The 11,723-nt window shown below is 58.4% G+C and carries 7 protein-coding genes, 3 tRNA genes and 2 pseudogenes; 8 read left to right on the top strand and 4 right to left on the bottom strand.

All coding sequences use genetic code 11. The annotated features are described in order from the left end of the window. Positions 1-399 (top strand): annotated as a pseudogene (locus tag HMPREF2935_RS13355) (hypothetical protein); the annotation flags it as partial. A gap of 217 nt (positions 400-616) precedes the next feature. Here HMPREF2935_RS13355 and HMPREF2935_RS09690 read toward each other — a convergent pair. From HMPREF2935_RS09690 to gltX, 4 genes are all read right to left on the bottom strand, one after another. Continuing rightward, a tRNA-Glu gene (locus HMPREF2935_RS09690) sits at positions 617-689 on the bottom strand. 606 nt (positions 690-1,295) lie between these two features. Further along, positions 1,296-1,368: transfer RNA gene (locus tag HMPREF2935_RS09685), tRNA-Glu, on the bottom strand. Positions 1,369-1,403: 35 nt separating this feature from the next. Next, positions 1,404-1,475, bottom strand: a tRNA-Gln gene (locus HMPREF2935_RS09680). A gap of 282 nt (positions 1,476-1,757) precedes the next feature. Beyond that, entirely contained in the window at positions 1,758-3,266 is a 1,509-nt protein-coding gene (gene gltX / locus HMPREF2935_RS09675; RefSeq protein ID WP_062041005.1) for a glutamate--tRNA ligase, read from the bottom strand. A gap of 200 nt (positions 3,267-3,466) precedes the next feature. Between gltX and HMPREF2935_RS09670 the strand changes: the two genes are divergently transcribed. The 7 genes and pseudogenes from HMPREF2935_RS09670 to HMPREF2935_RS09640 form a co-directional block, all read left to right on the top strand. After that, the gene (locus HMPREF2935_RS09670; protein WP_070732957.1) at positions 3,467-5,818 is read left to right on the top strand and encodes a choice-of-anchor M domain-containing protein; all 2,352 of its coding nucleotides are present in this window, start codon (positions 3,467-3,469) and stop codon (positions 5,816-5,818) included. A gap of 74 nt (positions 5,819-5,892) precedes the next feature. Next, positions 5,893-6,975, top strand: coding sequence for a choice-of-anchor M domain-containing protein (locus HMPREF2935_RS09665; RefSeq protein ID WP_141756044.1), 1,083 nt, complete (start codon positions 5,893-5,895; stop codon positions 6,973-6,975). Then, positions 6,975-8,458 (top strand): annotated as a pseudogene (locus HMPREF2935_RS09660) (anchored repeat ABC transporter, substrate-binding protein). The gene HMPREF2935_RS09665 and the pseudogene HMPREF2935_RS09660 overlap by 1 nt, the downstream one beginning before the upstream one ends. A 45-nt stretch (positions 8,459-8,503) precedes the next feature. Continuing rightward, on the top strand, positions 8,504-9,439 hold the full coding sequence (locus HMPREF2935_RS09655; protein ID WP_082778596.1) for a choice-of-anchor M domain-containing protein: 936 nt from the start codon (positions 8,504-8,506) through the stop codon (positions 9,437-9,439). Next, positions 9,423-10,163, top strand: a complete 741-nt coding sequence (locus HMPREF2935_RS09650; RefSeq protein WP_061922149.1) for an anchored repeat-type ABC transporter ATP-binding subunit — start codon at positions 9,423-9,425, stop codon at positions 10,161-10,163. The genes HMPREF2935_RS09655 and HMPREF2935_RS09650 overlap by 17 nt, the downstream gene beginning before the upstream one ends. Beyond that, positions 10,160-11,026: an anchored repeat-type ABC transporter permease subunit gene (locus HMPREF2935_RS09645; protein WP_061922147.1), complete on the top strand. Its 867-nt coding sequence runs from the start codon at positions 10,160-10,162 to the stop codon at positions 11,024-11,026. The genes HMPREF2935_RS09650 and HMPREF2935_RS09645 overlap by 4 nt, the downstream gene beginning before the upstream one ends. 15 nt (positions 11,027-11,041) lie before the next feature. Beyond that, positions 11,042-11,723 (top strand): choice-of-anchor M domain-containing protein (locus HMPREF2935_RS09640; RefSeq protein ID WP_210400745.1); only part of this gene is annotated, 682 nt, incomplete at its 3' end.

The raw sequence follows: 11,723 nt of genomic DNA, 5'->3' as shown, positions 1-11,723 counted from the left end.
GCGGATTGCCCCTACCAACTACGCCGAAACGGCATCCCTGTGGATGCAGCAGCAAAACACGTTCAGACGGGACCTTCTTGGGGAACGCAGGAATGGGCTGACACGTACCGTCGTGGCCGTAACACGATCGAGAGCCGTAACGCCCTTCTCAAGAACGGTCGCATGGGATTGGGTGACAAGACTCGCCGTCTCGTACGCGGATTCGCGAATGCAACCCTCGTAACCGCTTTGGGTATCGTGGGTGTCAACATTCACCTGATTCAGAAGTTCCTTCACCGAGTCGTATTCGACTTGAATACAAACCCCAGCGACCCGGTTCCAACTCAACCGTGTAAGCGAGTCTCTGACTGGAACACGTTCGGCAACGTCGCTCCCCAGGCTCCCCCGGCTGCTGCCTAAAGACCAACAAAGACCACCGCCCCTGTAGGCCGTGGTCTACAGGTCGTGGGCCACTGCCCGTTTAGCCGAAATTTCACTCTATCCCTGATGCTTTTAAGCACCAGGGATAGAGCAAAACAAGCAAAATCCCGATTCTCAGTAACGAGAATCGGGATTTCGTTTGGCGTTTGTCAGTTTCGTGAACTCTGCAGGTCAGAACCGTGAAACCGCCTATTTGTACCCCGTACGGGATTTGAACCCGTGTTACCGGCGTGAGAGGCCGGCGTCCTAGGCCGCTAGACGAACGGGGCTCGCTTAGCTGTCCGTTGCGGACTTGTTAAGAGTAAACGATGCGTAAACAATTAAACAAATCGCCTGCTAGCAATAGAAAATCCCGAACCCTTTGGCGCTTTTCTTGCGTGGTTGGCAGCTTGCTTTCTCTTAGGCTGGGCGCGGATCGAATCAGTGGTTATTCCGCTTGCAATCTGTTGATAGACAGAGCCTGGAAATTTAGCGTGCCAACTCGGGTTCGGGATGACGCTTAACGTCTAACAGCATTCGCTTTAGGCTCCTACTTCTACGAGAGTTGGTTTAAAAGGAAGTTATGGATTCTAGCGATGCTGCCTAGTCGAAGGCGTTAGAGTAGCGTCGGTGAAAATGATGCGTTTCAATATCCGCCATCTACTCTCCTTTCATCCGGTAACTGCTTATATCTGCAGTCTAGGCACCGAATATCAGCCGCGGAAGCACTTTGGAGAACTTCCCAGTGGTCCCTCCCCTGGTACTTAAGCCTAAGACAAAAAGTGCTCGAGATTTAGCGCGCTGGTATGGGGTAAACAAGGACCGGTCCGCGCCGCCAACATAAGAAAATCTCGAAACACAATCTTTAACGAAAGTGTTTCGAGATTTTTAATTTGTACCCCGTACGGGATTTGAACCCGTGTTACCGGCGTGAGAGGCCGGCGTCCTAGGCCGCTAGACGAACGGGGCTTAGAACTGTGATACGACTTGAAGCAGTATCACTGCTGGCCTACCAGGACTCGAACCTAGAATGACGGTACCAGAAACCGTTGTGTTGCCAATTACACCATAGGCCATCATCGCTTTGAGCTTTTAACCACCTTGGAGGCAAACCCCGCGGTGTTGCTCGCTGCAACGGTTTATTACTATAGCCACCGTTTCGGTTTTCACACAAATCGCCACGTCATCGCAGCTTTTTGAACTTGAAAAGGTGCGTTTTAGCGCGTTCTAATTACAACGTTGCGCTTTGCACCAGCCGCCGCCGCTTCCGACTGTCCAAAACGGACGCAGCCCCACTCCCAACGCATTGCGGGAATGGGGCCACGAGAAGCGCTTAGCTAGTAGCTACAGCTTTGCCACTACTGCTGCGCGGGCGCCTGGAACGGCGTAACAGCCAAAGCAGCGCGCAAGCGATTGAGGGTGGACTCCTTGCCCAGGAGCTCCATGGACTCAAACAGTGGCGGGGAGACCTGCTGGCCGGAGATAGCAACGCGCAAAGCTCCATAGGCCTTGCGCGGCTTCAGCTCAAGCTCCTCAATGAGGGCCTTGGACAGTACGGACTCAATGGCATCCGTCTTCCACTCCTCCAGCTCCTCCAAGCGCGCAATGGAGACCTCCAGCGGCTGCACCGCATCTTCCTTGAGGTTCTTCTTTGCGGACTTCTCGTCGAGCTCCAGCTCGGCATCCGGAGTAACCAGGAAGCTCATGAGGCCATAGGCGTCGCCAAGCATCTTGATGCGGGTCTGCACCAGGTCTGCCACGAAAGCGAACTTCTGCTCGTCATAATCAGCCGGGAAATCGGTGTACTCGGTCAGGTAATCACGCAGACGCTGCGCGAAGACCTCGGGCTCCAGCAGGCGAATGTGATCGGCGTTGATAGCCTCCAGCTTCTTCTGGTCAAAGCGAGCCGGGTTACCCAGAACGTCTTCCACATTGAAGTTCGCAACGAGCTCGTCCACGGAGAAAATGTCCTGATCCGCAGACAGGGACCAGCCCAGCAGGGACAGGTAGTTGAGCATGCCCTCCGGAATGATGCCGGCGTCGCGGTGGTTAAAGAGGTTGGACTGCGGGTCGCGCTTGGAAAGCTTCTTGTTTCCCTCGCCCATAACGAACGGAAGGTGGCCAAATTCCGGGGTCTGCTTAGCGATGCCGAGTTCCTTCAGCGCCTCGTACAGCGCCAGCTGACGCGGAGTGGAGGAAAGAAGGTCCTCGCCGCGCAGAACATGCGTGATGCCCATCAGTGCGTCATCAACCGGGTTAACGAGAGTGTAAAGCGGCGCGCCGTTGGAACGTGCAACGACGTAGTCCGGCTGGGTCTCAGACTTGAAGGTCAGCTCACCACGAACGAGGTCCTTCCAGGTCCAATCCTGCTCCGGCATACGCAGGCGCCACACTGGCTTGCGGCCTTCCGCCTCGAATGCCGCAATCTGCTCGTCGGTGAGATCGCGGTCGTAATTGTCGTAGCCCAACTTTGGGTCACGGCCGGCCGCCTTGTGGCGCTCTTCTACCTCCTCGGCAGTGGAATAAGCCGGGTAGACGTAGCCACCCTCCTTCAGCTTCTCCAGAACATCGGCATAGATGTCCATGCGCTGGGACTGGCGGTAAGGCTCGTGCGGACCACCTGTCACAACGCCCTCGTCCCAGTCCATGCCCAGCCACTTTAGGGAGTCAATGATGGCCTGGTAGGACTCTTCGGAGTCACGTGCAGCGTCGGTGTCTTCGATGCGGAAAACCAGCTTGCCACCAGTATGGCGCGCGTATGCCCAGTTAAAAAGCGCAGTACGAACCATGCCCACGTGCGGGGTGCCGGTGGGCGATGGGCAGAAACGTACGCGTACGTCAGAAGTAGTTTCAGTCATGCCCACCATGGTAGTGCAGGCCCTTTAAGCCGGTGCCACCACCCAACTCCCGCCGCTTCCACGGCTTCACCCAAAATGGGGTAACTGAAAACAGAATTCAATAGTTTCTGCCAGCGGTTTCACAATCTACATCAGGCTGCTTAAACAAAAGGAAAACGATTTTCTATAGTGAAGGCCTTGGATCAGAACTGAAGAAAGGTCTCCACGCTGTGGCACGTTCTCGCACCCGCTACCTAGCCATCCTTACTACTCTCTCGCTTATCGCCCCGGCACCGGCCTTCGCCGGACCCGACGACGGAAAGGCAATCGCCACACAGGGACACGTCGATTCCCCCAAAACATTTTGGGAAGACGATAACTTCACGCTCAAGTCTGAGCATAACTCCACCACCACAGACCTAGCAGACACCGTCGCGTGGATCGGCAAGGGCTGGAATATCGACAAAGGAAACCAATACCAATTCACTCTGCCAGACAACGGCGCTTTCGACTTCATTGGTCAAGCAGGCAAGACCTACTACACGGCACCAGCCAACATCTTGGGCAGCGCCGATCCAATCTGGCTTGGCTTCGGCGCGGATTCCGGGCTGCCTGAAGATGACTTCCGCGATAACTTCGCCTCGCTCGACATCCTCTCGGTAGACGGTCCTGGCGATTTCGAGCTTTTCAGGTATCGCGACTCCGAGGGCGGCCTCGACCGCTTCATCGGCACCACGCCGAACTCCGCGTATTCTTCGATGCTGCACGCAGGCTCCCACACCCATAACTACACGCTTTTCACCAAGCCTGGCCGCTACGAGGTCACCTACCGCACCACCGCGCGTAAGAAGGACGGCACGCTCGTCGCCTCGGAGCCGACCACCACTTCCCTACAGGTAGGAGGCATGAAGCCTGCCGATGACCCGACTCCTTCCTTGCGGGAGCGCTACGACGCCGCGACTGACGGCGATGCCTCTGCGGCAGGCTACAAGCTCGACATTGCTCCGAAGTCCAATCCTGAAAAGGACGGCGACGAGAACCTGTCCACTATCAGCTTCAATGCAGAAAACAAGGCTTCAGGCACGCTGACGCTGCTTATCGACGGCTATTTCCTCACCGATCTGCCTGTAACCGACGGCCAGGCCAAGTGGGACGAATTCCTGGGCCCTGAAAAGTCCAACATCCAGGCAGTCTTTACTCCGGAAGGCTCGGAACCACGATGGATCTCGCAACAGGTTGAATACGCTCCAGGCGCAACAAATTCGACGGATTCGACCAAGTCTGCCGATGCGTGGGAAGAAACCCACAACGTGCGCAAACTTGCGCCGCAGGAGGAGATGACTCCAACGAGCAAGAAGTTTCACGCCAAGATCGAGCCAGTCGGCGAGTCTGCATCCAAGGTCGTCGTCGATACTGAGGACAAGAACTTCAATGGTTTTATCAGCGGCGGCTTCTACGAAGACGACAGCGATATCGCCACTCTTGATTTCACGGGCGCTGTTACCAACGGCCACGGCGAGTTCCTTGTGGACGATGCGGCCTTTTATGACGACTACAAGCTCAAGTTGACGCTGAACCCGCATCCGACGGTCAACGCGGAGTCCGGCTCGGTCGTCGTCGCTGATTCCTATGCCTTCGGTAAGACCTTCGAAAAGGACGGTGCTCTGGGTACTTCCCCACAGCACCAGGACCCCGACAAGCGTGAGGAAGGCGAGAAGGAAGAAGGCGCTGCCGGTCCTTCAACCACGTGCAACGAAAAGCTCGTCCTGAACCGCGGCCACATCGACATCATGGCCACTCGAAAGGACGATCACTTCGATGTGCGTCTCAAGGACGAAACCAACATCGGTGCAAACAAGATGGTGATGCGCCGGCTTGACGACGTCATGATTGCCGTGCGCGACAACGCTCTGATGAAGCGCCCCGAAAAGTTCGGAGGTGCCGAGTACGACTTCATGAACCCAGTCGGCGAAAAGACTTATGTCTTGCCGCAAACGCAGAACCGCGACATCATCTGGCCGGGCTACAACACTGAGAACCTTGATTATTCGCAGTTCAAGGACGGTAAGGTGCACCTGAATCTGCAGCCAAAGGAGGTGCCGGAAGGCGCCACCTTTGGTATGTGGACCACCGGCGGTCTCGGCGGCAAGGACCAGGTCCTCGTGGATTCGAGCAAGGACGACTTCACCATCGATACCGTCTTCGCATCACACGCCCACACCAACTGGGCCTTCAGCAAGCCAGGCGTCTACAAGTTCGACGTGACCTACACCGCCACCACCACCGACGGCAAGAAGGTCGAATCTGAGCCACAAGAGCTGCTATTCACCATCGGCGACGAGGCCACCAACAACTGCGGTAAAGACAAGCCAGCACCGAAGCCAGAGCAAAAGCCGCAGCCGAAGCCACAGCCCAAGCCAGAGAAAGAGAAGGAGGGTTCTTCTGCTGAAGGTTCTTCCTTCAACCCGTGGAGTCTGGTGCTCCCGCTCGTGCTGGCGACCATCTTCCAGGCGGCACTGAACTTCATCCACGATCACCGCGCGGAGATTGATTACTGGGTGAAGGGAATCACTGGCCGCTAAATGGGCCCTGACCGTTCCTAAACCGCATTTGTTAATTGCAGAGGACTTAAATAGTTATGGACACACTCTCTCCTATGCCGTCCCGGGTCGTACCTCGGCCTGCGCTTTACCGTCGCACGCTGGGCTGGTTGTTTACGGCGATGCTCGTAGTCTTTTCGATGCCGCTTGCTGCGGCGCAGGCCCAAGAGACGGAATTTGATTCCGGTCACGTCGACGCCTTCTACGTCACTGCGCCGGATGGCCAGCTCTCACTGTCGATGAAGGAAGACATCACCGGCTCAGAGGTCGAGCGGCCCGGCGATGACGTAGTGTTGCGGGTCAACCAAAACGCGTGGTCTGATGCCACCGAGAGCGTGGACGCCATCGGCACGCCCACGTACTTTCTGCCGCAGACCCAGAAGTCGGACATCATCTGGCCGGGTTGGGATACCCAGAAGGCACAGCAAGCAGGCTACAAGGACGTTGACCTCAACTTCGTGGATGTTAGTGGGCCTGGTGCGGCCTACGTCAACGACACAACGGGCTTCGGTGACATTGAATCTGTTACTGACTCCGGTGACTTGGAGCTGCGCAGCGGCGAGGTCATCAATCAGCCCTACCCTGCTCATCGCCACGTCAACTGGGCGTTTAGCGAGCCAGGAACTTACACCATGACCGTGCAGGCTTCTTCTAATGGCGATACCAGTAACAAGGTCACCTACACCTGGTCCGTAGGTGATGGCGAAGCCGCAGGCGAAGAAGATGGAGAATACGTTGAAGGCGAGGACGTCGACGACGTCGAGGACGAATCCGATTCCACTGATTCGGATGCCGAGTCCGACGAGCATTCTGCCCCGGCAGGTTCCCTGTCTTCTGCTGGTGGAGCACTAAGCAGTGCCAATGCAAGCGGCAATCGTGCGGCCTCAGGTAATCACTCTTCGGACGCAAAGTCTTCGGGCAAGCCCGGCCGCGAAAAGTCGCGCAAGCATGTGCGTCGGGGCCACAAGTCGCACTCGGGTGCGCAGGAAGATGGCTCGGATGTGGCTTTGCAATCGGCGGGCGACGACTTCGTTGAAGCCCCCAACTACCTGCCGTGGGGCTTGGGGTTGCTCGGCGTTGGCATGTTGATGCTGGGCCTTGGTGTTATGCGCTGGGTGCTGGCGAAGGTTCAGGACTAATGCTGCACCGAAACAATCGTTGGGCTGTCGCGTCGTCGCTAAGCGCCGTGGCTCTCATAGCCGGCTGCGCGGCCCCAAGTGATGGGCAGGCGCCGGAGGGTCTGAATGTCGTGGCGACAACGCCGATTCTCGCGGACGTCGTTAGCCACGTTGCAGGCGAAGACGCCAACGTCACCGCCCTTATCCCTGCAGGTAAAGACCCGCATACCTTTGAACCTTCGCTGCGCACCATCCGTAACGCGGCGAACGCAGACGTCGCGTTCGCAAACGGCTATCTGCTTGAGCCGCAAGGGCTCATGGATACCTTGCGGGAGACCACGCATGTCCCGGTCATCGAGGTCGCAGACCAGGCTTCCACCCGCGGCGCGAAGCTCGTTCCGCTCGTGGAAAACACTGCCCTCGATACCGTGTGGCTGGGACTGCGCATCCAGGATGCCCCGGCCAACTCGCACGCGGTGGAGCTCAGCATGGTCTCTGCCGAGGGTCCCGGTGACGTGGCAGCTTACGTGGTCTCCACCTTCGGTACGCCGGAGGTGCTGTTCAACAGCGCAGACGGCGTCAACGATCATGAGGACACCGCCCGTTTGCCCGCTAACGCGCACACGCATGTCTCGTGGGGCTTTTCCAAACCCGGTATCTATCGCATTGGGTTTAAGGCCCACTCTGAAGACGGCGATACCGCGGTGCAAAATATCACCGTCGCCGTGGGCGTTAATCCCCCAGAAGGAATGAGCGCACACGATGAGGGGCACGTGGACATTACCGCGAATATCGCAGCGGGGTCCATTGATCTGCAGGATAACGGCGCCCACTTCGATCCCAACACCACTGCGGTGGCTTTGCCTTCTTCGACATTGCAGCCGATTCCGCCGAATCCGGCGTATCGCTTCTTGGGCCGCCCGGGCAGCGAGACCTATCTCCTGCCACAAGCCGTGCTGGGCAAGCACATCCATGGCGAGGTTGACCCACACCTGTGGCACAACGTCGACAATGTCATCGCAGAAACCGAGGTGGTGGCCGATAACCTCGCGCTGGCAGACCCTACCCATGGTGCGGCCTACCGCGAGCGCGCGGCGTCGTATATCGAGCAACTGAAGGAGACTGACGCTTTCGTGGCCGAGCAAATAGCCTCCATCCCGCAGGCCCAGCGCCATCTGGTCACGCCGCATCACGGCTATGCCTACCTGGACCAGGGCTACGGCATGCACGTCGCAGGCTTTATCACCCCGAATCCTGCCATCGAGCCCTCCCCGCGCGATGTCATTGCGCTGCGCAGGACGTTGGAGAACCTGCACCTACCGGCCGTTTTTGTAGAGCCAACACAACAAGCAAGCACGGCAACGCTCACCGAGGCAGCCGCGCAACAAGGAATCCGCGTCTGCACCATCTACGGCGACACGTTGGATGAAAGGCTCCGACGTACATCGACATGATGCGCACCAATGCGCAGACGCTCCACCGCTGCCTTAACCCTTCGCCCTAACCAGTCACACCTAAAGAAAATCTCTGAGAAACAAGGAATCCACAAATGAATTCAACTTCCGCGAAAGCCACTGGGCCGCTAAGCCGCATCCTCGCGAGCGTGTCGGTGGTCTATGCGTGCTTGGCCGTTCTCGTTGCGGTCTTGGTAACCGCCGCCATCCCGGCGCCTAGTGCATGGGCCGGTGACCTCGCCCAGGTGGTCAAAGACGACGAGGAATTCGCCCCGGCAGGCACCGAGGCAATCATTGACCATGGCCACGTGGACGTCGGCGCGCAGTTTACAGGCGAAGGCGCGCACTTCCTCGCCCGCGACGATTCCGCAGCCACGCCCGTATGGCGCGAGCTTGACGACGTCGTGTTCAAAGTAGGCGACGAAGCCCAACTCGCGCTCCCAGACGATGAGCAATTCGGCTTCGTCGGCGGCAATGCTGGCGAGAACGTCTGGGTCATCCCGCAGACGGAGCAAGCAGGCGTTCCCTGGGTGGGCTGGAATACCCAGGCACCCTCGCTTATCGATGCCGCCGACCGCGGCGTGAACATGGAGTTCCTCGGTCACACCGGCCCGGGCGAGTTTTCGCTCTTCCTCCAAAATGGCGGCTTCGAAGCACCCCAGGTGCTCTGGTCCACCGCTAAGAACCAGCGCGAGGATTTCTGGGTAGACCTCAACACCCACACCCACGCCAACTGGGTTTTCACTGAGCCGGGCATCCACCAGGTGGGTATCCGCCTTAAGGGAAAGACCAAAAATGGAGAAGACTTCAGCACCGACGGCATTTTGACCTTCGCGGTTGGAGCAGAGACCGACGTGACTGAGGCCAACGCCACCGAGTGGGATCCAGAGGCTGCTCAAGAAGGATCCTCTTCCTCCATCGCTGGATGGATTTGGGTATTGCTCGGAGTCGGCGCAGTCGTGCTTATTGTCTCGGCTTTCCTTCTTATTTTTGCAGCGCGCAAGAAAGGCAAGCATGCCGACCAAGACTAAGGAAGCACTGATAGATCTAGAACACGTGCGCGTGACTTTGAGCGGGCGCCGCGTTATCAACGATGCATCGCTGCGCGTATACCCTGGCGAATTCATCGGTCTTTTGGGCCCCAACGGCGCCGGCAAGACGACGTTGATGCGCTCAATCCTGGGCTTGGTTCCTGCCAGCGGGCACATTCAGTGCGCGGCGTCGGTGGGTTATGTGCCACAGCGTCACGACGTAGAGTGGGACTTTCCCATCAACGTCTATCAGGCGGCGTTGAACGGACGCACGGGATTGATTGGGTGGTTCCGCAGGCCCCGCGCCAAAGACCACGCAGCGACCAAGCGCGCGCTGGAGCTGACGAACCTCACGCACTTGGCAAAGCGGCCCATCGCTGAGCTTTCCGGTGGCCAACGCCAGCGCGTGCTCATCGCGCGCGCTTTAGCCACAAATCCGCAGGTGCTCCTGCTTGATGAGCCTTTCACGGGTCTCGATGCCCCCAATACGGAAGCATTGCTCTACCTTTTCGACGAGCTCTGCGCAGGTGGCACGAGCATCATCATGTCCACGCACAATCTGGCGGAGGCTGCGCACACGTGCCAGCGCTTAGTGCTATTCAATAAGGAAATCACTGCGGATGGCCCTGCTGAGCAAGTGCTTGGCGACGCCGCCGCCTGGACCGCCGCCTTCGGCGTCAGCACCGATTCCCCGCTCCTTTCCGCGATTGGGGTGGCCGCATGATCGAGGTCTCCCTGTTTGATTTCTTTAGCGATCTGGCTAACCCGCAGCTAGACTTCCTCGCTCGCGCGGTGGGTATCTCGATGCTGTCTGCGGTGGTCTGTGCCGTGGTGGGCTGCTACGTGGTGCTGCGCGGTATGGCTTTCATCGGCGATGCTGTCTCCCACGCGGTGTTCCCGGGCCTGGCGGTTGCTTTTGCCCTGCAGGGATCCATCCTGCTGGGTGGGGCGGTTGCCGGCACGGTCGTAGCATTGCTCATCGCTTGCTTTTCGCAGCGCCGCAGCGTGCGCGCCGACTCCGTCATCGGAATCTTCTTTGCGGCTTCCTTTGCCCTCGGCATGGTGATCATCTCTCGGACTGAGGGCTACACCGCATCGCTGACGAGCTTTCTCTTCGGCACCTTGACCGGCGTATCGAAAGCGGATCTCTACACCGCCGCTGCAGTCACCGTGATCATCGTGGGCCTCATCGCATTGCTTAGCCCACAACTTACGGCCAACTGCCTGGACAAAGAAACGGCACGCGCGATGGGCCTTCCCGTCTTCGCCCTCGACATCGTGCTCTACCTCTGCGTAACCGGCGCGGTGGTCATCTCGGTGGGAACCATCGGCAACATCCTGGTGCTGGCACTGCTTATCACTCCCGCGGCTACTGCCCGCCTGCTAACCAACTCGCTGGGCACGATGATGCTCACCTCCAGTGCCATAGGCATCTTCGCGAGCTTCACCGGCATCTACTTGGCGTGGGCCATCGACCTACCGGCGGGCGCCACCATCGTGCTCGTGCTTACCACCCTCTTCCTTGCGGCATGGGCAATCTCCCCGATTCTTCAGAAGAAGACTTCCGAATCCAAGACCAACTCATAGAGAGGACTACCCCACATGATTTTCTCGCACTCCCGCGTACCACGCACCGTCGTCGCCCTCGGCGCTGCGACTTTCCTAGGCCTTTCCGCACCACAGGCTTTCGCGGAGGATACCTGCGCCGTGGCGGATAGCTACCACATCGAAAAAGGCCACCAGGATGTCGCAGTGCGCGACGACGACGGCCCGCTGCGCTTTACCGTGGACGACGACAGCTCCGGTGAGCACGTCGAGCGTGACTCCCGCGATTTCGTCGTGGTAGTCGATGACAACATGACGGGCTCTCTCGACGAGCTAGGCTTCCCCGGCATTTCTGGCGATGCATGGCTGCTTCCCCAAGACCAAGACCATGACCGCCCGTGGTTCGGTTTCTCGCTGCTGCACCTTTCGAACATGACTGAGGATGAAACCGCTCAGCTATCCATGGAGCTTCACGACGCACCTGAGGGCGGCCGCGTCCTCGCTTGGCAAACCGGCGACTTGAGCGACTCAGAGCTCAAACTCGATAGCGAAGACCCGAGCATGACATGGGATTACCCACGCTCCCATACCCACGTCAATTTCGGCTTCACCCAGCCGGGCGCCTACGCCGTCACTTTTACCTTCACCCTCCCGGACGGCTCCGAGCACTCACTCGACGCCCCGTTCCTCGTGGGCAATTCAACCGATGATTCAGAGCTCTGTGAGCTCGATTGGGGCG

It is taken from the genome of Corynebacterium sp. HMSC076D02, assembly GCF_001813815.1.
GTDB classification, from domain to species: Bacteria; Actinomycetota; Actinomycetes; order Mycobacteriales; family Mycobacteriaceae; genus Corynebacterium; species Corynebacterium simulans.
Note: the sequence above shows the minus strand (reverse complement) of the source record. Positions and strands in the feature narration are given on the sequence as shown.

What these genes read in the sequence shown, in the direction of transcription:
- gltX (WP_062041005.1), bottom strand. Translation starts at nt 3,266, where the DNA reads ATGGTGGGCATGACTGAAACTACTTCTGACGTACGCGTACGTTTCTGC.
- HMPREF2935_RS09665 (WP_141756044.1), top strand. Translation starts at nt 5,893, where the DNA reads ATGCCGTCCCGGGTCGTACCTCGGCCTGCGCTTTACCGTCGCACGCTG.
- HMPREF2935_RS09655 (WP_082778596.1), top strand. Translation starts at nt 8,504, where the DNA reads ATGAATTCAACTTCCGCGAAAGCCACTGGGCCGCTAAGCCGCATCCTC.
- HMPREF2935_RS09650 (WP_061922149.1), top strand. Translation starts at nt 9,423, where the DNA reads ATGCCGACCAAGACTAAGGAAGCACTGATAGATCTAGAACACGTGCGC.
- HMPREF2935_RS09645 (WP_061922147.1), top strand. Translation starts at nt 10,160, where the DNA reads ATGATCGAGGTCTCCCTGTTTGATTTCTTTAGCGATCTGGCTAACCCG.